The following is a 21,509-nucleotide window of genomic DNA, read 5'->3' on the forward strand; positions in this document are numbered from 1 at the left end:
GGACATGAACATTTGGCTTGGCGTGATCGTGCTGACGGTCCTGCTCTACGGTTTCAAATGGTGGCTCGGACGCAGTCGGAAGGTGAAGGTCTACCGGATCTCGCCCCAGTCGCTGAAGCGGGCCAAGGAGGTGGTCGTCGGCGTCCTGCCCATGGTGGAGGACGGCGAGAACTTCCCCCTGGACGAGCGGCGGCTCGCCTACTCCAAGGAAGACGTCAAGAGCGCGGCCAAGATCATGGCCTATTATTTCTGGAAAAAGCGCAGGCACGACGAGCTGTCCAGGGTCAAGCACTGCTTCGTGTCCCTGGCCCGGTTCCAGGACTCCGGGCTGGACCTGGAGGCCCAGGAGCGGCGGGCCTCCCGCGAACGCACCCGGCTGGAGCGCGAACTCAACTACTACATGACCCACTCGCCCTTCAACGCCCGGCGCGGCGCCTAGGCGGTCAGTCCCCTTCCGGCCCGGCCTTGCGGATTTCGGCGAAGCGCGCCTTCAGCCTCCCCAGGATGTGGTCGTAGCCCTCGGGCGTATGCGGAATCAGGCAGTTGGTGCAGTCCTTGACCCCGGAGTCGAGGATCACGTAATTGCCGCCGCACTCCTCGAAGAAGTAGAGCGGGCAGAAGCAGAACAGGCAGTTGAACCGTTCCGGCCGCTTGGTCTTGTGGCAGGGGAAGTACTCGCAGTCCGTATTGCTGAAAAAGCGGTAGCTGTTTTTCATGTCAGCGGAACTGTACCTGCTTGGCGGGCGGCTCGCAATCCTCGTCCGAGGGGAATTCGGCAAAGGGGAAGGGCCGCCGGTTGTCGTTCAGGGTGGCGTAGCGCATGATCCGGTAGCCGTACTGGGACAGCCCGTTGCACAGCCGCCTGAGCGGCTCGCTGCGCTTCTTGGCCACGAGCAGGTAGGCGTACTGAAACAGGGTGGCCACCTCGATGATCAGGGTCAGGACCTCGAAGAAAATGAGGCAGACCAGGGTGACGATGAGGCGCTTCAGGATCTCGCCCCGGTTCACGGTGGTCGTGCGCGTTTCCGTGGACATGGGATACCCTCCGGGTTGGTGTTTACTCGTATCCAGCCTACCCCATCCCTGCCCTCCTGTACAACCGCTCCGGCACGGGCCTTTCCGAGCCGGCCGTGCGCCTCCCTTTTCAAAACCCCGGTTTGTCCGTAGGCTATGGGCGCAAACCAAACCGGGAAAGGAGCCCCATGATCGAAAACGTGAACCTGGTCGTGTATATTTCAGGCATCACCCTGCTGGCCCTGGTGGCCTACCTCTGGCTGCACATCAGGGTGACCTCCTTCAGGGAAAGCCGCGTCCGGCGCATCAAACACCTGCTCAAGGACCCCGAGACCAGGGCGGCCATGCCCACCGAGGTCCTGTCCGACAAGGAGGAGCGGCAGGACCGGCGCGACATCATCAAGGGCGTCCAATCGCGGTTCACCATCATCCGCCGGGCGCTGATCCTCTGTGTGTTCGCGGCCTGGGGCGTGGCCCTGACCTTCCCGTTTATCGGCAAGCTGCCGAGCACCATGCTGTCCATCCTCATCGCCGTGACCACGGCCGTGGTCGGCATCGCAGCCCGCCCCCTGGTGGAGAACATGATCTCCGGCATCGTCATCAGCTTCTCCAAGCAGCTGCGCGTGGGCGACACCCTGATGATGGACGGCCAGTACGGCACGGTGGAGGACATCTCCATCACCCACACGAAGATCAAGACCTGGGACTGGAAGCGCTACGTCATCCCCAACAGCCGCATGCTCAACAAGGAATTCGTCAACCTGACCCTGAACGACTCCTTGCTGTGGGCCTACCTCGAGTTCTCGGTCTCCTACGAAGCGGACCTGGAGGAAGTCAGCGAAATCGCCACGCGGGTGGCCGGGCAAAGCCAGCACCACAACGCCCAGGAGCCGCCGCAGTTCTGGGTCATGCGCATGGACAAGGAGTGCGTGACCTGCTGGGTGGCCGCCTGGGCGGATTCCCCGGCCGAGGCCTGGAACCTCAAGAGCGACATCGCCGTCCGCCTCATCCGCGAATTCCGCGAACGCGGCATCCCCACGCACATGAACCAGGTCCACCTGAACCGCGGCCCGGCCACGGCCTGACCCGCGGCCCGCAAACCGCCCGGCGCGGCGCCTTGGCGTTCGCCTCTGGACATTTAGTCCACTTTCCCGCACAGTTCTGCCGACAACATGCGTTCAATCGTTCAGCGTAGCGACGATAGGCGCGCGCTCTACGGTGCGGTCTGAAAAGGATAACGGTAGTCATGCGTTTCAACAATCTGTCGGTCAAAATCCGGCTCTCCATCTGTTTTTCCCTCCTGTCCCTGATCTTCATCGGATTCGCGATCATCCAGAACCAGGCGGTGGACGACCTGTCCAGGCTTGAGCAAACCGAGACCGAGGCCGCGGACGAGATGTCCGCCCTGCTCGAAATCGATACCCGGCTGGAATCCGTCAACGGCTATTTTTCCCGCGCCCTGCTCCGGCAGAACGCTGCGGAAGCGGAGAAAAGGGTGGCCGACATACGCTCGCGGGCCGAGGAGGACCTCGGCCTGATTGAGAACCTGGGCGGCCAGCTGGGCATGGAGGAGAACGTGGACCAATTCGCCAAGGCCTACAACAACCTCCTCGACCTCATGGGCAAGGACCTGCTCGCCATGCTGAACGACTACGGCACCAGCCGACTGCGGCTGGCGTCCATGAGCGACCGCATGGACAAGTATTATCAGACGGCCATGGCCCAGATGGACGCCCTCCAGGCCAGCCTGAAGGAGCGCATCGCCCTGCAGCAGGCCGGATTCCGGCAGACGCGGGACGAGCTGCTGCGGACCACGGCCGTCCTCACCGCCGCGTGCGTACTCGCCTCGATCCTCTTGTCCGTGTTCATCGCACTGGGCATCTCGCGCCCGGCCAAAAAGGCCCTGACCTTCGCCAGGGAGATCGCCAAAGGAAATTTTCAGGCCCGGCTCGACGTCCGCCAGAAGGACGAGATCGGGCAGTTGTGCGCGTCCCTGGTCGGCATCACCGACGTGCTCAAGGACATGTCCCGCCGGTTCGAGGAGACCGCCGAGGCCATCGTGGTCGGCAGACTGCGGACCACGGCTCCGGCCGAAGGACTTGAGGGAGAGTACGCCCGCATCCTGGACCGGAGCAACGAGATCGCCGAGGCCCTGGTCCGCTACCTGGACACCATCCCGCTGCCGCTCTTGACCGTCGACAAGGAGCTCAACGTCCTGTTCCTGAATGAGACGGGCCGGACTCTGGGCGGGTTCGAGGACCACAAGGCCTACCGCGCGGTCCGCTGCCACGAGATCTTCAAAACCTCGGACTGCCGCACCGAGAACTGCGCCTGCACCACCAGCATGCGCTCGGGCGAGATGGAGACCTCGGAGACCGACGCCCACCCGCGGGATATGGATCTGGACATCCGGTACACGGGCAAGCCCATCCTCGACGCCAAGGGAAACGTGGTCGGCGCGGTGGAGATCGTGGTGGACCAGACCGAGATCATGACCATGCAGCGCAGGAACGCCCAACTGGCCCAGCAGGCGGCCGACATCTCCCGCATCCTGGCCGATTCGTCCTCGGCCCTCGGGGTGCAGGTGGAACAGGCCAGCCGGGGCAGCCAGGTCCAGAACGAACGGACCGCCGAGACGGCCGCGGCCATGGAGGAGATGAACGCCACGGTCCTGGAAGTGGCCCGCAACGCCGGACGGGCGGCCGAGAACACCAGCCAGACCCGGCTCAAGGCAGGTGAGGGCGCGGAGGTGGTCAACCTGGTGGTCAAGGCCATCCGCGAGGTGCAGGCCCACGCCGACCGGCTCAAGGCGGACATGACCGGCCTGGGCGAACAGACGGACTCCATCGGAACCATCATCGAGGTCATCTCGGACATCGCGGACCAGACCAACCTGCTGGCGCTCAACGCGGCCATCGAGGCCGCCCGCGCGGGCGAGGCGGGCCGGGGCTTCGCCGTGGTGGCCGACGAGGTCCGCAAGCTGGCCGAAAAGACCATGGCCGCCACCACCGAGGTGAACAACGCCATCCACGCCATCCAGGAGGCCGGACGGAGGAACATCGCCTCCACGGACACGGCGGCCCTTGCCGTGGGCGAGAGCACCAAGCTGGCCGACCGGGCCCTGGCCGTGCTCGACGAGATCGTGGCCTACTCGGACGATTCCTCGGAGCAGGTCCAGTCCATTGCCGCGGCCTCGGAACAGCAGTCCGCCTCGGCCGAGGAGATCAACCGGGCCACCGAGGACATCAGCCGGGTCTCCGGCGAGACCAGCCAGTCCATGATCAAGGCCGCCGATTCCGTAAACGACCTGCAACGCATGGTCATCGAACTGGACAATCTCATCCAACGGATGGCTGCCTGACCGCAAGACAAAAAACCCCGCCGACAACGGTGGGGTTTTCTGCGCCCTCCGCCAGGGCTCCGGCACCCTGCCTTTCCTATGCGCCCAACCACTTCACCCACAGCTTGCGGGTGCGCGGCCCGTCGAACTCGCAGAAGTAGATCTTCTGCCAGGTGCCGAGCAGGATGTCCCCGCCCTCGACGATGACCATCTGGTCGCAGCCGAACAGGGAGGACTTGATGTGCGCGTCGGAGTTGCCCTCGGCGTGGTGGTAGTCGCCCCGGTGCGGGACCAGCTTCCGCAGGTTGACGACCATGTCGCGGACCACGTCCGGATCGGCGCCTTCATTGACGGTCACGGCCCCGGTGGTGTGTGGGCAGTAGAGAAGCAACGCACCGTCGGACCAGCCGTTCTCGCGGATGGCACGGCGCACGGCCGGGGTGACGTCCAGCAACTCCTCACGGTCATGGGTGCGGATTTCCAGCGTTTCCATGGCGTATCTCCCTGCGGCTAGGCGCGATACATGTGCTTGAAATTCTCGTCGTACAGCAGCGAGCGGGCCTTGCCCGCGTCTTCGCGGCCCTGGCCGGGCAGGACCAGGAACACGGTCTGGCGGGTGAAGCCGCTTTCGCGCGCGGCCTGCGCCAGCTCGGCCAGCTCGGTCTCCACGACCTGCTCGTCCGGCCAGCCCACCCGGTAGGCCATGACCACCAGGGTGGCCCCGGCCAGACCGCCGGCCAGCAGCTCCCGCTGCACGCCTTCGGGGTCGCCCGCCGAAAGATAGATGCACATGGCCGAGCCGTGGGCCGCGAGCTTGCGCAGCCCCTCGCCCTCGGGCACCGGGGTCTTGCCCTCAAGCCTCGTGAAGATCAGCGTCTGGGTCACCTCGGGCACGGTGTACGACCGCCTGGCCGCCGCCGCGGCCGCGAACCCGGCGGTCACGCCCGGCACCACCTCGTAGGAGATCCCGACCGCGTCCATGAGCGCCATCTGCTCGCGGATGGCCCCGTACAGCGACGGGTCGCCGGTGTGCACGCGGGCGACCGTCCCGCCCGAGGCCACGGTCTCGGCCATGAGCGCGTGGGTCTCCTCCAGGCTCATGGGCGCGGAATCGGCCACCTGCGCCCCGGCCTTGGCCCCGGCCACCACCTCGGCGGGCACCAGGGACCCGGCATAGAGCACCAGGTCGGCCTCGCCGATCAGCCGCCGACCCTTGACGGTCAGCAGCTCAGGATCGCCCGGCCCGGCGCCGATGAAATACACGTCCGCCATCACAGCACCTTGCTCATGAAGCCGGGGTTGAGCCGCAGCCCGTTGACCGCGATGAGCGCGCACGCCTCGGCGTCCGAGGCCGCGTTGTGGTGGTTCAATTCAATGCCCAGGTGCTCGCACACGCTCGGCAATTTGTTCGAGGCCAGCTCCCACGTCTTGCGGGCCAACTGCACGGTGCACAGGAACGGCTGTTCCGGCGCGATACGGCCCGATTCCCGGCAGCAGGTGTGCAGCACCGACTTGTCGAAGGCCGCGTTGTGCGCCACCAAGAAATCCGCGCCCTGGAAGTAGCCCTCCAGTTCGGGCCACAGGTCGCCGAAACTCGGCTCGTCGCACACATCCGACCAGTGGATGCCGTGCACGCGCACGCAAAACGGATTGAACCGGGCCCTGGGCGGACGGATCAGGCGGTAGTCCCGGGCCACGATCTCGCCCCGGTCCACCACCACAATGCCCAAAGCGCACGCCGAATCCCGCTTGGGATCCGCCGTCTCGAAATCAATCGCCACAAACCGCACGTCGTCCAATGTGGGCATAAAGCGCCTCCGGCGGCCGGGAAGGGAAGGAAAACCCTTTGAAAGGGTTCTTCCTTCCCTTCCGGACTCCATCCCTCCTTTCCAAACTTTTTATCGCCGCCTTCGGCGGGGAGGGTTACGGGGATGGGTTACGTCTTATCAGGTTGCTACAAAACATCTTTCAAACCGCTCCCGCACGCACCCGCGAAGCGGCGCCAAAAAGCTCGGAGGGGATCCAGGGCAACCCTTTCAAGGGTTCCCCCTGGCCGCCGGAGGCATCAAAAACCTTCTTCCAGCGGCGGCCAGACCAGGGCCTGGGTGTCCACGTCCACGTCGGCCGTGGGTTGCATGGCCAGATTTCGGCTGGCCGGTTTGAGGTGCACGAACCGGCCGCGCTGCTCCAGGCGTCCTTCGGCCAGCCATTGCAGGGCCTGGGGGTAAATGCGGTGTTCCAGCTTGAGGATGCGCGCGCCGAGCGCGTCGCCGCCCTCCCCCGGCTGGCACGGCACGGCGGCCTGCATGATGACCGGGCCGTGGTCCATCTGTTCATCCACGAAATGCACGGTGCAGCCGGAGATCTTGACCCCGTAGTCCGCGGCGTCGGCCTGGCCGTGCACGCCGGGGAAGCTCGGCAGCAGGGCCGGGTGAATGTTGACCACGCGCCCCCGGAACGGTTCGAGGAAGACCGGGGTGACGATGCGCATGAACCCGGCCATGACCACCGCGCCCGTCTCGTTCACGCCCGATTCGCGGATAGCCCGGACCATCTCCTCGTCGAAGGCCTCGCGTGACGGGAATTCCGTGTGCAGCAGTACGCGGGTGGGAATGTGGTGGTTGCGCGCCCGGATCAGACCGTGGGAGTCTTCCCTGTTGGACACGACCACCTTGATCTCGGCGTCGAGCATGCCCGCTTCGATGCGGTCGATGATGGATTGCAGGTTGGACCCGCCCCCGGACACGAGGACGGCGATGGGCATTGCCATGGGTGCTCCCTTGAATGGTTGAAAAAGGCGGGGGTCGCCCCGTCCCCGAACTTGGCCCAAAGCGCGCCCTTTTTCAAGGGCGTATTTCCGTTCCGGGCCTGCATTGCCTTTTCGGAAGGCGCTCCGTATATTGTGTCGAATCAAGCCTATTACCCAAGGGATAAACCCATGTATCGGCTGTGCACGCTGCTCATCCTGTTCCTGTTGCTCGGTCCCGGTCCGGCCGGAGCCGCGGACGTGCGCGTCATCACCGAGAACAACCCGCCCCTGAACTTTGCCGGGACGGGCGGGCCCTCCGGCCTGGCCACCGACCTGTTCCTGCTCATGGCAGGCCGGGCCGGGCTCAAGGTGGCTCGCAAGGACATCCAGGTCTGGCCGAGGGCGCGCGGGTACCGGGAGATACAGGAGAAGAGCGACGTCATCCTCTATGCCATGGCCAGGACCGCCGCGCGCGAAAAGCTGTTCCGCTGGATCGGCCCGATCATGCCCCTGCACACCAGCCTCTTCGCCCTGAAATCCCGAGGCATCGTCATCAAGGACCCGGTCAAGGGGGCCTGGGAATATCGGTACGGGACCATCCGGTCCAGCGCCTCGGAACAGGAGCTCATCCGCCTGGGCGTGCCCCCGCACCGGCTGGAATCGGTCCACGACCGCACCCTGAACATCCGCAAACTCCTCCTGGGGCACATCGACATCATGGTGGCCAACGAACCGGCCACCTTCTACTCCATCCGCCGGATGGACCTGAACCCGGACGACTTCGAACCCGTCTACCGGCTGATGAGCTCCAACCTCTACTACGCCGCCAGCCGGGACCTGGACCCGGCCCTTGTGCTCCGTCTCCAGTCCGCCCTGGACGGACTCAAGGCCGACGGCACCGCCGCGCGGATCATCGAAAGCTACCGCTAGCCCCACCCGACCCGCCGGTATTTTTTCGGCGTTCCATGCGATATTCGCCACCGGACGGTGGCATGGACATCCGGGATATGGTATAGAATGACATTATCAATAAAAGAGCGGCGTTTTCGACGGCGCGACGCCCGGCGCGGACGCTCCTCGCATATCCAAGGAGAACATCGATGGCAGGCAAATTCGAACGCAAGCAGGCAAAGGACGAGCAGTGGATGTTCAACCTCAAGGCGGGCAACGGCCAGGTCATCCTGACCAGCGAGCTCTACACCACCAAGGCGGCCTGCAACAACGGCATCGCCAGCGTGCAGGCCAACAGCCCGCTCGACGAGCGCTACGAACGCAAGGAGTCCAAGAGAGGCGAGCCCTATTTCGTGCTCAAGGCCGCGAACCACCAGATCATCGGCAAGAGCGAGATGTATTCCTCCAACGCGGCCATGGAGAACGGCATCGAGTCGGTCAAGACCAACGGCTCGACCGAGGTCATCGAGGACGTCTAGCCCTGGTCCCGGCAACGAAAAAGGCCCGGTGCGCAATCCTGCGCGCCGGGCCTTTTTTCGTATCTTGATGCGGGCCTATTTTGCGGCCGTCGCGTCCTGGATGAGTGCGTCCACCAGGCCGGGGATGGTGTAGTCCTCGGGCTCGATGGCCGGGGTCAGGCCGAATTTGCGGACCGTATCCGAGGTGACCGGGCCGATGGAGGCGATCTTCACGTCCGGATAATTTTTGAAGGCGTCCGCCGGGACCAGTTCGAAGAAGTTCTCCACCGTGCTCGACGAGGTGAAGGTCACGTAGCGGATGTCGCCCGCGCCGAGCGCTTCCATGATCTCGTCGCCCGAGGCCTGGCCCAGCCGGGTCTCGTAGACCGGCAGGACCGTGACCTTGCAGCCCGCCGCCTTGAGCTCGCGGGGCAGGACCTCTCTGGCCACCTTGGCGCGGGGGATGAGCACGTCCGAACCGGCGATGCCGCGTTCGAGCAGTCCCTTGACCACGTGCTCGGCCACGTATTTCTCGGGGATGAAGTCCGGCTCGATGCCCCGGGCGCGCAGTTCGTCCGCCGTGGCCGGGCCGATGGCCGCGATCTGCATGCCGCCGAAGATGCGTGCGTCCAGGCCGATGGCCCGAAGCTGTTGCCAGAAATGCTTGACGCCGTTGACCGAGGTGAACACCACCCACTGGTACCGGGCCAGTTGCAGGATGGCGGTCTCGACCTCGGCATAGTCGTCGAGCGGCTCCACCGAGATGGTCGGGAACTCGCGCACGCACGCGCCCTGCTCGCGCAGGACGCCCACCAGGCCCGAGGCCTGCTCGCGAGCGCGGGTGACGATCACGCCCCGGCCGAGCATGGGCTTCTTCTCGAACCAGCCGAGCTTGTCGTGCAGGCTGCACACGCCGCCCACGATGATGATGGACGGGGCCTTCCACTGCCGGGCCTCGGCCTCTTCGGCCACGTGCTCCAGGTCGGACACAAACGAGGTCTGGTTGCAGCGCGTGCCCCAGCGCACCAAGGCAACCGGGGTATCGGCGGCGCGGCCGTTGTCCATGAGATTTTTGGCGATCATGGGCAGATTGCCCACGCCCATATAAAAGACCAGGGTGGAGGTGGACTGCCCGTACACGGCCCAGTTGTGGCCGGACTCGGATTTGGTCGGGTCCTCGTGCCCGGTGATGAAGCAGACGCTGGTGGTGTGGTCGCGGTGGGTCACCGGGATGCCCGCGTACGCGGCGGCGGCCACGCCCGCGGTGATGCCGGGCACCACCTCGAAGTCGATGCCCGCCTCAACGAGTTCCTCGCCTTCCTCCCCGCCGCGCCCGAACACGTACGGGTCGCCGCCCTTGAGGCGGCAGATGACCTTGCCGGACTTGGCCTTTTCGACGATCAGGCCGTTGATCTGGTCCTGGGGCAGGGTGTGGTCGCCGCCCTTCTTGCCCACGTACAGGATTTCGCAGTCCGGCTTGCACCACTTCAGAAATTCGGCGTTGGCCAGATAGTCGTAGATCATCACGTCGCACGACTCGATGATCTCCTTGGCCCGCAGGGTGAGCATGCCCGGATCGCCCGGCCCGGCTCCGACGAGAAATACGTTTGCCATAAGATTTGCCTCCGGCGGCCAGGGAACCTTTTGAAAAAGGTTCCCTGGACCCTCCAAAACTTTTTATCGCGGCGCAGGCCGGTCGTGCGGAATCGTTACCGCTGCATGCGCCGATTGGGGCCTGTTCTTTGCCCTGGATGTTACCCCATCACCGACTCAAGGCGCGCCTTGAGCTGGGTCAGCTTGGTCTTTTCCTCTTCCATTTCGGCGAGCTTCTTCTTCTCGCCCTCGACCACCTCGGCCGGGGCGTTGTTCACGAAGCCGGGGTTCTTGAGCTTGCCGGCCACGCCCTTCATGGTCTTTTCGAGCTTGCCCAGGTTCTTGTCCAGGCGGGCCAGTTCGGCGTCGAAGTCGACCACGCCTTCCAGCGGCACGGACAGCTCGTTGCCCTGGACCACGGCCGCGCCCGAGGCCTTGGGAGCCTTGACGTCCGGGCCGATGGTCACGTTGTCGATGCGGGCCAGGGCCTGGATCAAGCCGAGGTTGGCCTCCAGCACGGCCTTGTCCGCGTCGCTCACGGTCCGGATCAGCAGGTCGAGCTTCTTGGCCGGTTCGATGAGCAGTTCGGTGCGGATGTTCCGAGTGCCGGAGACCACGCCCATGAACAGCTCCATCTCGGCCACGGCCTCGTCGTCCAGGCAGTCCGGCCGCTTCTCGGGGAACGGCAGGGTGGCGATATCCTCGCTGCGCTCATCGCCCGCGGGCCTCGGCAGGACGTTCCAGATCTCCTGGGTGATGAACGGGGTCACCGGGTGGAGCAGGATCATGGTCTCGGACAGCACGGTCCACAACACGCGCTGGGTGGCGGCCTTGGCCTGCTCGTCTTCACCATAGAGCGCGGGTTTGATCATCTCCAGGTACCAGTCGCAGAACTCGGACCAGATGAACTTGTAGAGCGTCTGGGCGATCTCGTTGAAGCGGTACTCCTCGGTGGCCCGGGCGATGGCTTCCTTGACCTCCTCCAGCCGATGGAGAATCCAACGGTTGGCCAGGTCGTCGGCCGCGTGCACGTCCGCGTCCGGAATCTCGTCGGGCAGGTTCATCATGGCGAACCGCGTGGCGTTCCAGACCTTGTTCATAAAATGCTTGTAGCCCTCGATGCGCTGCTCCGAGAGCTTGATGTCCCGGCCCATGGCCGCGAAGCTGGTCAGGGTGAAGCGCAGGGCGTCGGCCCCGTACTTCCCGATCATGTCCAGCGGGTCGATGACGTTGCCCGTGGACTTGGACATCTTTTTGCCCTGCTCGTCGCGCACCAGGGCGTGGATGTAGACGTGCCTGAACGGAATCTCCTCCATGAACTGGAGGCCCATCATCATCATGCGCGCCACCCAGAAGAACAGGATGTCGAAGCCGGTGACCAGGCAGGAGGTCGGGTAGTACTTGGCCAGCTCTTTCGTGTCGTCGGGCCAGCCCATGGTCGAGAACGGCCACAGGGCCGAGGAGAACCAGGTGTCCAGCACGTCCTCGTCCTGGACCAGCCTGGAGGAGCCGCACTTGGTGCACTTGGTCGGATCTTCCTTGGCCACGATGAGCTCGCCGCACTCCTCGCAGGTCCAGGCCGGGATGCGGTGGCCCCACCAGATCTGGCGGGAGATGCACCAGTCGCGGATCTCGTCCAGCCACTGGTAGTAGGTCTTGGTCCAGTGCTCCGGGAAGATCTGGGTTTCGGCCGGCACGGCGGCGCGGGCCTTTTCGGCCAGCGGCTTCATGGACACGAACCACTGGGTCGAAACGTGGGGCTCAATGGTCGATTTGCAGCGGTAGCAGACGCCCACCGAGTGGTCGTGGTCCACGATCTCGCCGAGCAGCCCTTCGGCTTCCAGGTCTTCGAGGACCACCTTGCGCGCCTCGGTCACGGACAGGCCCCGGTACTTCTCGGGCGCGTTCTCGTTGACGATGCCCTGCTCGTCCAGGATGGAGATGACCTCCAGGTTGTGCCTGCGGCCGATCTCCCAGTCGTTCATGTCGTGGGCCGGGGTGACCTTGAGGCAGCCGGTGCCGAACTCCACGTCCACGTAGGAATCGCCGATGATCGGCAGTTCGCGGCCGACCAGGGGCAGGATGGCGGTCTTGCCGATGTACTTGTTGAACCGCTCGTCTTCCGGGTTCACGGCAATGGCCGAGTCGGCCAGCATGGTCTCGGGCCGGGTGGTGGCCACGATCAGATGGCCGGAGCCGTCGGCCAGGGGATATTTGACGTGGTGCAGCTTGCCCGGCTTGGCCTCGTGTTCGACCTCGTCGTCGGCCAGGGCGGTGTGGCAGCGGTTGCACCAGTTGATGATGTAGTCGCCCTTGTAGATCAGTCCCTGCTCGAACAGGGAGACGAAGACCTCGCGCACGGCCTTGGCCCGCTGCTCGTCAAAGGTGAAACACTCGCGGGTCCAGTCCACGGAAGCGCCCATGCGCCGGATCTGGCTGAGGATGTGGTCGCCCTTCTCCTTTTTCCACTCCCAGACGCGCTCGATGAACTTTTCGCGCCCCAGGTCGTCGCGGGTCAACCCCTCTTCCTTCAACTGCCGTTCGACCACGTTCTGGGTGGCGATGCCCGCGTGGTCCGTGCCCGGCACCCACAGGACGTTCTTGCCCTGCTGGCGGTTGAAGCGGCAGAGGATGTCCTGGAGCGTCAGGTTCAGGGCGTGGCCCATGTGCAGGACGCCGGTGACGTTGGGCGGCGGGATGACGATGGAATAGGCGTCGCCCGGACCGTCGGGGTCCGGGGTGAAGGTCTCGCTCTGTTCCCAGTGGGTCTCCCACTTCTCTTCCACATCCCACGGTTCGTAGGCTTTGGCTAACTCTTTCCGGGCCATGTGTGTGCCTCCGGCGGCCGGGAAGAGGAGAGGAAACCCTTTGAAAGGGACTTTCCCTCTCCCTCCCCGGACCCCATCCCTCTTCCTTCCTAAACTTTTCGTGCCGCTTTCGGCGGAGTCCGGATCTCTTGCGGGGGGTCTGGTTCTTATTGGGGCGGTGTCGAAAACACCGTAGTATCATTCCATTTTTCTTGCGGTCAACAGCCTCGCTTGATAGCGTCGGCCTACACTTGTCAAGAGCGCCGCATATGTCAAGCATACATATATATTGGGACGAATCGCACTTCTGGGGGCTGCTGGCCGTCCGGGCCCTGACGGCCTGGGGCGTGCCCCACCGGCTGGTGCGCGGCTCAGAAATAGCCGATGGCGCGCTCGCTGGCAAGTTCGGCGAAGTCCCGAAGGCGCTCTTCGTGCCCGGCGGCCGGGCCAAGGGCAAGGCCGACCGGCTGGGCGCGCGCGGCATGGACGCGATCCGCGACTACGTGCGCGGGGGCGGCACCTATCTCGGCTTCTGCGGCGGGGCCGGGCTGGCCCTGTCCACCCCCTTCGGCCTGGGCCTCTCGCCCTGGACGCGCAAGGGATACCGCAACCGGCTGCATCACTTTCTCTCGGGCCACGTGCATGCGAGCCTGGACACGACGAGCGACCTGGTCCCGGACGCCATGGACAGTGGTCTGCTCCCGGTCTGGTGGCCGGGCCGGTTCGATCCGGTGGACCCGTCGGTCCGGGTGCTGGCCCGCTACGGCAAGCCCGGCCCGGACTTCTGGGTGGCGGACCTCAACCTGGCCACCCTGCCCAAGGGGACCATGGCCGACTGGGAGACCCTGTACGGCGTGAACCTGAACCCGGACTTCATGGAGGGCTCGCCGGTGGTGGCGACCAACGGGTTCGGGCAGGGCCGGGTGATCCTGAGCTACGCCCACCTGGAGACTCCCGCCTCGGACCAGGCCAACCGCTGGTTTTCGCACATCCTCGGCCGGGTGCTCGGCGAGCCCGCATCCGCCGCGGCCGAGCGCGGCCCGGTCCCGGCCTGGGACGTGGCCGCCCGCCAGATCGTCTGGGAGGACGCGGTGCTCATCCGCGCCCGCCGGATCATGGAGGAGATCATCCGCACCGGGTCCGAGCACTTCCTGCTCTTCTGGCGCAACCCCTGGCTGCTCGGCTGGCGGCGCGGCATCCCCGGCGCGGGCGTGAACACCCTGTACTCGCTCATCTGCGAATCCCTAGCCGCCGAACCGAACGACACCGCGCTACGCTTTTGGCAGGAACACCGCGACCGCTTCCGGGTGCTCATGGACCTGCTCGGCAACGGGCTGACCGGCTACCTCCTGGCCGAGCGGCTGGCCATGACCGTGTTCCACTCGGACTCGGGCGCGGTCTCCAAGGAGGGCCTCAGGGAGCAACGCCGGGCCCTGTTCGGCCTGCCCCCGGAACCGGGCGGCATCTACGCCGACCTGGCCGGACTGCTCGAAGAGCTGTACTGGCGGCTGTCCCTCCGGCAGGACACGTAACTATTCCTGAAACTACCGTTTTTTCAACTAATTGCCAGGCGGTTGACTGCTGTGGTACATTCCGCAAAGGGGTAATGCCGGACGGAGCGGCCCGACCGGCGGACCCGCCATTCCCTGCATCATGCAAAGCGGTGCGCCATGACGGATGAAGAGACTCTGAAAACGTGTCCCGAAGCGATCTTCCGCTTCGCCATGTCCGAGGACGGCATGAAGCTGGGCGTCAACCGGTACTTCCCGCCCAACGGCGGGGAAGAGCCGAGCGTGGCCCTGCTCAAGGCCCAGGTGGCCGCCTGCGGAGTCCGGTTGCCCGTGGACGAGGACGCCGCCAGGCGCATCGTGGAGGCGGTCAGGACCGGGGGCGATTTTCGGGGCATCACCCTGGTTCGGGGCATCCCGCCCCGCGAGCCGAGGGAGGCCACCCTGGCCGGTCTGGGGGACCTGGAGTTTCCCGTGTTCCCGGACGACCGGTTCCTGCGCTTCCGCCCCCCGGCCAAAGCCGCCGACGGCGAGACCATCGACGGTCGTCCGATCCATCCCAGCGGCACCTTCACGCCCAAGCCCGTCAAGGTCGAAACCGGCGAGAACGTGGCCTGGGACGCGGCCGCCGAGGCATACTACTCCCTGGTCTGGGGCATGGCCCACATCCGGGACAACGTGGTCTCCGTGACCCCCGTGGCCCACATCACCCACGACGAAGTCGAGGTCGTGGGCACCATCTACCACAAGGATTTCCGGGGCGAACGCATCACCGCCGAGCGCATCGAGAAGCAACTGCGGGACATGGGCGTGCTCATCCCCGTGGACCTGGAGGCGCTGGCCGCCAAGCTCAGGCAGGCGGCGGACATGAACATGCCCCTGCCCAACCAGGTCCTGGTCAAGGGCGCCCACCCGGTGCCGGGCCGCGACGGCTGGCTGGAATCCCTGGTGGCCACCCGCGAGGAGACCGGTACCGAGGACGCCGCGGGGCGCCTCGATTTCCGCGACCGGGGCGTCTATCCCATGGTCAATACCGGGCAGATCATCGGCAGGCTGCACCCGCCCACCGCGGGTGAGGGCGGCATCGACATCTACGGCAAGACCATCCCGGCCCACGCGGGCAGGGAGCTCAGGATACACCTGGGCGAAAACGTCCTGCCGCAGAACGACGGGGTGACGTACACCTCCAAGGCGCAGGGCGTGGCGGTCATGGAGCAGAACACCCTGTCCGTGACCCAGTGCCTGGTGGTCCAGGGCAACGTGGACCTCAACTCGGGCAACGTGAAGGTCGAACACGGCTCGGTCAAGGTCCTGGGGTCGGTCCAGGCCGGGTTCTCGGTCTCGGCCCCGAAGCACGTCCTGGTGGAGGGCTCCATAGAGAGCGCCGCCGTGTACGCGGGCGGCCTGGTGGAGGTCAAGGGCGGCATCCTCATGCCCGACGGCGGCGAGATCGTCTGCGACGGCCGGGTCATCGCCAACTACGCCGTGGGCGCGCGCATCCGGGCCAGGCACGACGTGCTCATCGCCAACGAAATCCAAAATTCGGTCATCCGCACGGACGGCAGGCTCATCGCCCTGTCCGGCAAGGGCACGGTCCAGGGCGGCGTGATCCTGGCCCGCAAGGGCATCGAGGTCAACGAGCTCGGCTCCGAGCTGGGCGTGGCCACGACCGTGGGCATCATCGTCGAGGAGGCCGAGGACGAAAAGCTGCGCGAGGAACGCAGCCGGGTGGTCCAGGCCATCAAGAAGATCGATGCCACGCTGGGCACCGAACCGCCCGAGGTCCTCCTGGCGCGCACCCCGGAGTCCAAGCGTCCGGCCCTGGCCGAGATCATCAAGCACCGCGAGGCCTTGGTCCAGCGGCGCGAGGCCCTCAGCGGCAAGATCCACCGGCTGCTGCTGCGCCACCAGGCGGAGATGCAGGGTGTGACCGTGAAGGTGAAGAAGTTCGTCCACCCCGGCACGATGATCACCTTCGGCAAGCACAGAAAAAAGGTCGAGAAACGGCTCGAAGCCTCGACCTTTTACTGGGATGAGGAAAAGCGCGACATCGTCTACCGCTAGTACGCCACCCGGACCAGGGTCAGCCCCTGAGGCGGCACCGTGGCCGGGGCCAGGGTGCGGTCGCCCGAAGCCAGTATGGCCCTGACCCCGTCGACCGAGAGTTTCCCCCGCCCGCAGGCCACCAGACAGCCCACCAGGTTACGGACCATCTGCTTGAGGAACCCGTCCGCCGTGAACCGCCAGACCGACTCGTGCGCGGTCAGGCCCGCGTGGCGCGAGATGTCGACAATGGTCCGTACCGTGGAGCCCACGTCCGTGCCCACGTTTTGGAAAGCCGCGAAGTCGTGCTCGCCCATGAGCACACGGGCGGCCCCCTCCATGCGCGCGAAGTCCACGGGCCCACAATCCCAGACAAATCGGCGGCGCTGGGGCAGGCAGAACCCGCGCTCGTGCCACAGGCAATACTCGTAGGTCTTGGACCTTGCCCCGTACCGGGCGTGGAAGTCGTCGGCCACCGGGCCCGCGTCGAGTACGCGCACGTCGCGCGGCAGGATGGCGTTCAGGCTGCGCTGCCACGGAAATTCGGGCCGGTCGTCCGGGGTATCGAAATGGACCGTCTGGCCGAGGGCGTGGACCCCGGAGTCGGTCCGCCCCGAGCCGTGCACCCGGACCTCGCGCCCGAGGATGGTCGAAAGCGCCCGCTCCAGCTCGCCCTGCACGGTACGGTCGGCGGGCTGCACCTGCCAGCCGCAGAACTCGGTGCCCTCGTAGGCCACAACCATTCGGATACGCGTCATGGGCCTGCTATACGTGAAGCCGCCTCGCAGTTCAACGCCGCCAAGCGCCTCTCCACCCGCCCCCCTTCCGCTTCGGCCCAAAAAAAGGCGGGCGGTCCGAAGACCGCCCGCCCGTGGGATTCGTTGTCGCGCCCGGCCTAGTTGCCGAAGGGGATCTGGAGCTTGGTCAGTTCCTCGGAGAGCTTGGCCGCCTTCTTGGATTCCACGAAGGAGAGGATCTCGCCCGCCTGCCTGCCGCGCATGCCGGACAGGACCTTGACGGCCAGGGTGTCGTCCATGGACTGGAGGATTTCGGCGGCCTTCTTGGCCTTGGTGTTGGAGAGCATGTCGACCAACTGCTTGACGCGCTGATCCTTGATCTGCTTGGCCTCGTCGAGCATGGACTTGATCTCGTCGTGGAGCTTCTGGACCTTGGTCGCCTCGGCCTTGATGGACGCCTCCATCTCCTTGAGGGTCCGCTCCTTGATGGCCAGTTCCTCCTCTTTCTTCTTCAGGGCCTTCCATTCGGCGGGCATATCCGCCTCGGTGCGCTTTTGCGCCGCGGCCTGGTCCTTGGCCGCCTCGGCCTGCGCCGCGCTGTTGGCCGCCGAGTTGGCCTTGTCGGCGATGGGCGTGGTGGACGCGGCGTTGGTCTGGGCCTCGGCGGTCTCGCCGGAGAGGACGTCGGGCAGCACGGTCTCGACCGCCTTGAGCGTCAGGGAATCGACGCTCAACAGGCCGAACACGGCGAGCTTGAGCAGGGCCAGGAAAACGAGGCTGAGAAGAACCTTAGTGATCGTGAGGCTCGAACCGGATCGTTGCCATTTCGTCGTTTTCCTTTTCTTCGCGGGCGTTTTCTTGGTCATGGTGCCTCTTGGCTTGCGTTTGCTTGAGCTTTTCCAGGAGCTTCTTGTCCTTGGACCGTTCCACGGCCTCCGTGCGGCATCTTTGCAATTTGAGTTCCAAATTGTTCAGCTCCACCCTGGCCACGGAGATGTCCTGGGACAGTGCGTCCCGGTACTGCCGCCACAACCACATGTCGTTGGCCGAGGTGCGCGACTCGGCCTCGGCGGCCATATGGGCCGCGAGCCGGGCCTCGAGACCGGCCAGCTTCTCGGCCTGAGCGTCGCGGGCCGCCCGGGCCCGGGCGAGGGCGCCCTTGGCCTGCTCCTCCAGTTGCTCGCGGTAATCGAGCACCTTGTCGAGCTTGAAATGGAACGGTCTGGGCATGGCGTGCGCTTGTCTTGACGGCTGTTTGACGCGGTCCGGCGCGGCCTAGCCTTCGGCCCCGGCGGGCCTGCCCGCCATGCCGCAGTAGCCGGTGCCCTTTTCGCGGTCCACCCAGCGCCACATCATGCACTGGGCCACCTGGCACATCTTCATCTTGTCGTCGTGGGTCATGAGCAGGGGACAGAACAGGAATTTGGCGTCATCCACGTGAACGAGCATACGGCTTCTCCTTGCGGCAAAATGAAAACGGCGCGCCGAACCGTCGGCGCGCCGTCAATATAACGTGTATCACGACCGCTGGCTAGCTGCCGGGCACGGCCTCGTGCTGGGCCACTTCCAGCGCCTGGTCGGACTGCCCGGTCTGCGGGGCCAGGGCCACGGGCTCGGGGGCCTCGTCGCCCAGAGTGACCAGGGTCTCCATGCCGAGCATGGACTTGAGCTTTTCCAAAGCCAGCACCGAGCGGCGGTCCTTCTCGTCCAGGACCTCGGCGTAGCCGCCGTCACGGATGACCTTGGCGTAGTCGCTGTCCTGAAGCTTGGGGTTGTCCTTGAAGCGACGCTCGAAGTTGCGGGCGTACTCCTGGATCAGGGTGTTCATCCGCGCGTCCGGCATGGTCAAAACGCTCTTGAGGCCGTCGGCCAGGTACTCGGGGGTCAGGTCCCGGGACTCGACCACCTTGGAGAAACTGCGCACGTAGCGCAAGGTGCCGTCATAGATGTGCGAACGCTGGACCACGTTCATGCCCGCCCAACCGGCTTTGAGCCACTTGAACAGGAAGACCGTGCTGCGCGGCGCGGCCGCATCCTGCTCCACGAAGACCTGGACCGAGCCCGAGGCGTAGGTGTAGGTGTCCATCCAGCCGATCAGACCCCGGTTGAGGCCTTCCTGCCCGGAGTAGAAGTAATCCCAACGGGTGTCGTCCAGGATGGCGCCCTTGCGGCCCACGTCGGACTTGCCGTCCTGCTGGGACACGGAGATGAGCACGTTCTTGCCCTGGAATTTGGTCAGGATCATCAGCCGGTTCAGGTCATAACCGTAATACGCCTCGGCAAAGGAGTCTGGCGTGGTCATCTCGTACTCGCGGCCGCGAACGACCACGGGCTTGTCCGCGGTCAGGCCGGGCAGTTCCTCCCACAATCCCCTGGTCCTCGACAGGAACTCGCTGCCCTTGTGCCAGCCGGACATGCGCAGGACCGCCGGGCAGAGCAGGTAGTTGGGGATATCGGGGTTGTAGAACAATTCGAGGATACGCGTCAGGTCCGTGGACACGTCGCGGCGCAGACAGATGCCCCGGCCGCCGAACCGCTTGGCCGGTTCGATGTCCTTGGGGTCCGCGTCCACGTTGACCACGAAGTCGAGCATGGGCTGGATCTCGGCCACGGAGAGCGGCTTGGAACGGTCCTCGAGCACACTGAAGAGATGGGAGATGCCCTTTTCCACATCTCCGGCCAGCGGCGCGGGTTTGGGAGAAAGGTTCACTTCCATGAGGCCCTTGGGCTCATCCTCGGCCAGGGCGGGCATGGCGAACAGGCACAGCGCAAGCAGCGCCAGCACAAAAGCCCACCTACCCCGATTACGGGGCTGTTTTTTACTTTCCATAAGTTTTTAGAGAGGTTGTTATTCGTTTGCACCCGCCGGACAGCGGGCCATTTTGTTCATCCTTACATCTATTCTATGTAGTAACGTTCACCCGGTTTGGCAAGGCGCAACCGCCGGGCCGAAATCGCCCGGATCAATCCGCCGAATTGGTTGGTTTTTTCTTGAACCCCAACAGTCCCACGCGGGTCACGGCCTTGCCGCCGAACTTGCGCCGGACCTCGTCCACGGCCTTGTCCAACTCGCTGGTGGCCTCTTTCCGGGCCGGGGCCTCCTCGAACAGGGTGACCTGCCGGGCGCGGGCTTCGAAATTGGATACCCCCACCCCGATGAGCCGCACCGAGCGGGGCAACTTCAACTGGTCGAGCAGCCCGCAGGCCGTCTCGAAGATCACCCCGGTGTTGTCCGTCCGCGCGTCCAGGCTCTTCGACCGGGTGATCTGGCTGAAATCCGAATACTTGATTTTCAGGGTCACGGTCCGTCCCTTGTACCCGTGGCGGCGCAGGTCCTCGCCCACCCGCTCGGCCTGGGCCAGGAGCCACTTCCTGAGCAGAGCCCGGTCCGTGGTGTCCTCGCGGAAGGTGTTCTCCGCGCTGCAACTCTTGGCCGCCTCATGCGGCGTGACCGGCGTGGGGTCGATGCCGCGCGCCCGGTCATAGAGCGCCGCGCCGTACTTGCCCAGCCGTTCCTCCCAGTACTCGCCGGGCTTGAGCAGGAGGTCGCCGCAGGTCCGCACGCCGAGCCGCTTGAGCACGTCCAGCAGCTTGGCGCCCACCCCCGGAATCCTGCCCACGGGCAGGCTGCGCAAAAACTCCGCGACTTCCTCGTGGCGGACGATGTACATGCCGTCCGGCTTGTCCATGTCCGAGGCGATCTTGGCCAGGAAACGCACCGGGGCCGCGCCCACGGAACAGGTCAGCCCGGTGACCTCCTTGACCCGCGCCTTGATCCGCCGCCCGACCTCGTCGATGGGCCCGAACAACCGTTCCAGCCCGGTCCCGTCCAGATAGGCCTCGTCCACGCTGGCCTGCTCCACCGTGGGCGAAAACTCCCGGAGCACACCCATGACCTGGACCGAAAGCTCCTTGTACCGCCCCATGCGGCCCGGCACCATGACGATCTCCGGGCACAGCTTGCGCGCCTTGACCACGGACATGGCCGACCGCACCCCGTACTTGCGCACCTCGTAGCTGGCCGCCGAGACCACGCTGCGGTCCGACGTCCCGCCCACGGCCACCGGCTTGCCCCTCAGCTCGGGGTTGTCCATCTGCTCCACGGACGCGAAAAACGCGTCCATGTCGATATGTAGAATCCAGGTGCGCATCCCCATAATTTTACCCGGTCCCGCCCTGCCCTGCAAGGGGATGCCTCCGGGGTGCCCCGGGATGCCTCCGGCGGCCAGAGGGGGAACGTTTTGATAAAGTTCCCCCCTCTGGACTCCCCCTTCCAAACTTTTTATCGCCGCTTCGCGGGGCGGGTCAC

General features: G+C 65.4%; 21 protein-coding genes. 7 read left to right on the plus strand and 14 right to left on the minus strand.

Translation table 11 applies throughout. The annotated features are described in order from the left end of the window. Nucleotides 1–4 precede the first annotated feature (4 nt). Nucleotides 5–439 carry a hypothetical protein gene (locus V8V93_RS00410; RefSeq protein ID WP_338668373.1) on the plus strand — a complete coding sequence of 145 codons (435 nt, stop codon included), beginning with the start codon at nt 5–7 and terminating at the stop codon, nt 437–439. 4 nt (nt 440–443) lie between these two features. Here the strand turns inward: V8V93_RS00410 and V8V93_RS00415 are convergent, their stop codons facing one another. Further along, complete coding sequence (locus V8V93_RS00415) at nt 444–716, minus strand: cysteine-rich small domain-containing protein (protein WP_338668374.1); 273 nt, start codon at nt 714–716, stop codon at nt 444–446. 1 nt (nt 717) lies between these two features. Next, nucleotides 718–1,035 carry a DUF4389 domain-containing protein gene (locus tag V8V93_RS00420; protein ID WP_338668375.1) on the minus strand — a complete coding sequence of 106 codons (318 nt, stop codon included), beginning with the start codon at nt 1,033–1,035 and terminating at the stop codon, nt 718–720. A gap of 167 nt (nt 1,036–1,202) precedes the next feature. Between V8V93_RS00420 and V8V93_RS00425 the strand changes: the two genes are divergently transcribed. Beyond that, nucleotides 1,203–2,099: a mechanosensitive ion channel family protein gene (locus V8V93_RS00425; RefSeq protein ID WP_338668376.1), complete on the plus strand. Its 897-nt coding sequence runs from the start codon at nt 1,203–1,205 to the stop codon at nt 2,097–2,099. Nucleotides 2,100–2,260: 161 nt separating this feature from the next. Then, nucleotides 2,261–4,375 carry a methyl-accepting chemotaxis protein gene (locus tag V8V93_RS00430; protein ID WP_338668377.1) on the plus strand — a complete coding sequence of 705 codons (2,115 nt, stop codon included), beginning with the start codon at nt 2,261–2,263 and terminating at the stop codon, nt 4,373–4,375. A 76-nt stretch (nt 4,376–4,451) separates the two neighbouring features. On the opposite strand, the gene V8V93_RS00435 is transcribed toward V8V93_RS00430, so the two are convergent. The 4 genes from V8V93_RS00435 to purN form a co-directional block, all read right to left on the minus strand. Continuing rightward, on the minus strand, nt 4,452–4,847 hold the full coding sequence (locus V8V93_RS00435) for a secondary thiamine-phosphate synthase enzyme YjbQ (RefSeq protein WP_338668378.1): 396 nt from the start codon (nt 4,845–4,847) through the stop codon (nt 4,452–4,454). Between the two features lie 17 nt (nt 4,848–4,864). Then, nucleotides 4,865–5,626, minus strand: coding sequence for a precorrin-4 C(11)-methyltransferase (gene cobM, locus V8V93_RS00440; RefSeq protein ID WP_338668379.1), 762 nt, complete (start codon nt 5,624–5,626; stop codon nt 4,865–4,867). After that, complete coding sequence (locus tag V8V93_RS00445) at nt 5,626–6,162, minus strand: 3'-5' exonuclease (RefSeq protein WP_338668380.1); 537 nt, start codon at nt 6,160–6,162, stop codon at nt 5,626–5,628. Before V8V93_RS00445 ends, cobM begins: the two co-directional genes overlap by 1 nt. A 257-nt stretch (nt 6,163–6,419) precedes the next feature. Beyond that, a complete protein-coding gene (purN, locus tag V8V93_RS00450; RefSeq protein ID WP_338668381.1) occupies nt 6,420–7,124 on the minus strand; it encodes a phosphoribosylglycinamide formyltransferase in 705 nt (234 codons plus the stop codon). A gap of 168 nt (nt 7,125–7,292) precedes the next feature. Here purN and V8V93_RS00455 point away from each other — a divergent pair, with 168 nt between their 5' ends. Both V8V93_RS00455 and V8V93_RS00460 read left to right on the plus strand, forming a co-directional pair. Further along, nucleotides 7,293–8,033, plus strand: a complete 741-nt coding sequence (locus V8V93_RS00455) for a substrate-binding periplasmic protein (RefSeq protein ID WP_338668383.1) — start codon at nt 7,293–7,295, stop codon at nt 8,031–8,033. A gap of 170 nt (nt 8,034–8,203) precedes the next feature. Continuing rightward, nucleotides 8,204–8,533: a YegP family protein gene (locus V8V93_RS00460; protein WP_338668384.1), complete on the plus strand. Its 330-nt coding sequence runs from the start codon at nt 8,204–8,206 to the stop codon at nt 8,531–8,533. A 75-nt stretch (nt 8,534–8,608) separates the two neighbouring features. Here the strand turns inward: V8V93_RS00460 and cobA are convergent, their stop codons facing one another. Further along, nucleotides 8,609–10,126: a uroporphyrinogen-III C-methyltransferase gene (gene cobA, locus V8V93_RS00465; RefSeq protein ID WP_338668385.1), complete on the minus strand. Its 1,518-nt coding sequence runs from the start codon at nt 10,124–10,126 to the stop codon at nt 8,609–8,611. Nucleotides 10,127–10,266: 140 nt separating this feature from the next. Continuing rightward, nucleotides 10,267–12,933 (minus strand): valine--tRNA ligase, encoded by a 2,667-nt coding sequence (locus tag V8V93_RS00470; protein WP_338668386.1) that lies wholly within the window; start codon nt 12,931–12,933, stop codon nt 10,267–10,269. 248 nt (nt 12,934–13,181) lie between these two features. On the opposite strand from V8V93_RS00470, the gene V8V93_RS00475 reads away from it, so the two are divergent. Together V8V93_RS00475 and V8V93_RS00480 are read left to right on the plus strand one after the other, a co-directional pair. Then, nucleotides 13,182–14,444: a BPL-N domain-containing protein gene (locus V8V93_RS00475; RefSeq protein WP_338668388.1), complete on the plus strand. Its 1,263-nt coding sequence runs from the start codon at nt 13,182–13,184 to the stop codon at nt 14,442–14,444. A 138-nt stretch (nt 14,445–14,582) separates the two neighbouring features. Next, nucleotides 14,583–16,484 carry a FapA family protein gene (locus V8V93_RS00480; protein ID WP_338668389.1) on the plus strand — a complete coding sequence of 634 codons (1,902 nt, stop codon included), beginning with the start codon at nt 14,583–14,585 and terminating at the stop codon, nt 16,482–16,484. On the opposite strand, the gene truA is transcribed toward V8V93_RS00480, so the two are convergent. The 6 genes from truA to V8V93_RS00510 form a co-directional block, all read right to left on the minus strand. Then, nucleotides 16,481–17,221 carry a tRNA pseudouridine(38-40) synthase TruA gene (truA, locus tag V8V93_RS00485; protein ID WP_338668390.1) on the minus strand — a complete coding sequence of 247 codons (741 nt, stop codon included), beginning with the start codon at nt 17,219–17,221 and terminating at the stop codon, nt 16,481–16,483. The two genes, V8V93_RS00480 and truA, sit on opposite strands and share 4 nt — an antisense overlap. A gap of 137 nt (nt 17,222–17,358) precedes the next feature. Then, nucleotides 17,359–18,066 (minus strand): MotE family protein, encoded by a 708-nt coding sequence (locus tag V8V93_RS00490; RefSeq protein ID WP_338668391.1) that lies wholly within the window; start codon nt 18,064–18,066, stop codon nt 17,359–17,361. Beyond that, nucleotides 17,990–18,430, minus strand: a complete 441-nt coding sequence (fliJ, locus tag V8V93_RS00495) for a flagellar export protein FliJ (protein ID WP_338668392.1) — start codon at nt 18,428–18,430, stop codon at nt 17,990–17,992. Before fliJ ends, V8V93_RS00490 begins: the two co-directional genes overlap by 77 nt. 45 nt (nt 18,431–18,475) lie before the next feature. After that, complete coding sequence (locus V8V93_RS00500; RefSeq protein ID WP_165610796.1) at nt 18,476–18,649, minus strand: hypothetical protein; 174 nt, start codon at nt 18,647–18,649, stop codon at nt 18,476–18,478. Nucleotides 18,650–18,731: 82 nt separating this feature from the next. Then, nucleotides 18,732–19,985: a hypothetical protein gene (locus V8V93_RS00505; RefSeq protein WP_338668393.1), complete on the minus strand. Its 1,254-nt coding sequence runs from the start codon at nt 19,983–19,985 to the stop codon at nt 18,732–18,734. A 178-nt stretch (nt 19,986–20,163) separates the two neighbouring features. Further along, the gene (locus tag V8V93_RS00510; RefSeq protein WP_338670216.1) at nt 20,164–21,351 is read right to left on the minus strand and encodes a DNA polymerase IV; all 1,188 of its coding nucleotides are present in this window, start codon (nt 21,349–21,351) and stop codon (nt 20,164–20,166) included. Nucleotides 21,352–21,509 lie beyond the last annotated feature (158 nt).

The organism is Pseudodesulfovibrio sp. 5S69 (assembly GCF_037094465.1).
GTDB lineage: Bacteria > Desulfobacterota > Desulfovibrionia > Desulfovibrionales > Desulfovibrionaceae > Pseudodesulfovibrio > Pseudodesulfovibrio methanolicus.

Excerpts from the sequence above, each read along its gene's own strand:
- V8V93_RS00500 (WP_165610796.1), bottom strand. The coding sequence starts at position 18,649 with ATGCTCGTTCACGTGGATGACGCCAAATTCCTGTTCTGTCCCCTGCTC.
- cobA (WP_338668385.1), bottom strand. The coding sequence starts at position 10,126 with ATGGCAAACGTATTTCTCGTCGGAGCCGGGCCGGGCGATCCGGGCATG.
- purN (WP_338668381.1), bottom strand. The coding sequence starts at position 7,124 with ATGGCAATGCCCATCGCCGTCCTCGTGTCCGGGGGCGGGTCCAACCTG.
- V8V93_RS00425 (WP_338668376.1), top strand. The coding sequence starts at position 1,203 with ATGATCGAAAACGTGAACCTGGTCGTGTATATTTCAGGCATCACCCTG.
- V8V93_RS00490 (WP_338668391.1), bottom strand. The coding sequence starts at position 18,066 with ATGACCAAGAAAACGCCCGCGAAGAAAAGGAAAACGACGAAATGGCAA.
- V8V93_RS00435 (WP_338668378.1), bottom strand. The coding sequence starts at position 4,847 with ATGGAAACGCTGGAAATCCGCACCCATGACCGTGAGGAGTTGCTGGAC.
- V8V93_RS00455 (WP_338668383.1), top strand. The coding sequence starts at position 7,293 with ATGTATCGGCTGTGCACGCTGCTCATCCTGTTCCTGTTGCTCGGTCCC.
- V8V93_RS00470 (WP_338668386.1), bottom strand. The coding sequence starts at position 12,933 with ATGGCCCGGAAAGAGTTAGCCAAAGCCTACGAACCGTGGGATGTGGAA.
- V8V93_RS00420 (WP_338668375.1), bottom strand. The coding sequence starts at position 1,035 with ATGTCCACGGAAACGCGCACGACCACCGTGAACCGGGGCGAGATCCTG.
- V8V93_RS00460 (WP_338668384.1), top strand. The coding sequence starts at position 8,204 with ATGGCAGGCAAATTCGAACGCAAGCAGGCAAAGGACGAGCAGTGGATG.
- V8V93_RS00445 (WP_338668380.1), bottom strand. The coding sequence starts at position 6,162 with ATGCCCACATTGGACGACGTGCGGTTTGTGGCGATTGATTTCGAGACG.
- V8V93_RS00480 (WP_338668389.1), top strand. The coding sequence starts at position 14,583 with ATGACGGATGAAGAGACTCTGAAAACGTGTCCCGAAGCGATCTTCCGC.
- V8V93_RS00410 (WP_338668373.1), top strand. The coding sequence starts at position 5 with ATGAACATTTGGCTTGGCGTGATCGTGCTGACGGTCCTGCTCTACGGT.
- V8V93_RS00415 (WP_338668374.1), bottom strand. The coding sequence starts at position 716 with ATGAAAAACAGCTACCGCTTTTTCAGCAATACGGACTGCGAGTACTTC.
- V8V93_RS00430 (WP_338668377.1), top strand. The coding sequence starts at position 2,261 with ATGCGTTTCAACAATCTGTCGGTCAAAATCCGGCTCTCCATCTGTTTT.
- V8V93_RS00475 (WP_338668388.1), top strand. The coding sequence starts at position 13,182 with ATGTCAAGCATACATATATATTGGGACGAATCGCACTTCTGGGGGCTG.
- V8V93_RS00510 (WP_338670216.1), bottom strand. The coding sequence starts at position 21,351 with ATGCGCACCTGGATTCTACATATCGACATGGACGCGTTTTTCGCGTCC.
- cobM (WP_338668379.1), bottom strand. The coding sequence starts at position 5,626 with ATGGCGGACGTGTATTTCATCGGCGCCGGGCCGGGCGATCCTGAGCTG.
- truA (WP_338668390.1), bottom strand. The coding sequence starts at position 17,221 with ATGACGCGTATCCGAATGGTTGTGGCCTACGAGGGCACCGAGTTCTGC.
- fliJ (WP_338668392.1), bottom strand. The coding sequence starts at position 18,430 with ATGCCCAGACCGTTCCATTTCAAGCTCGACAAGGTGCTCGATTACCGC.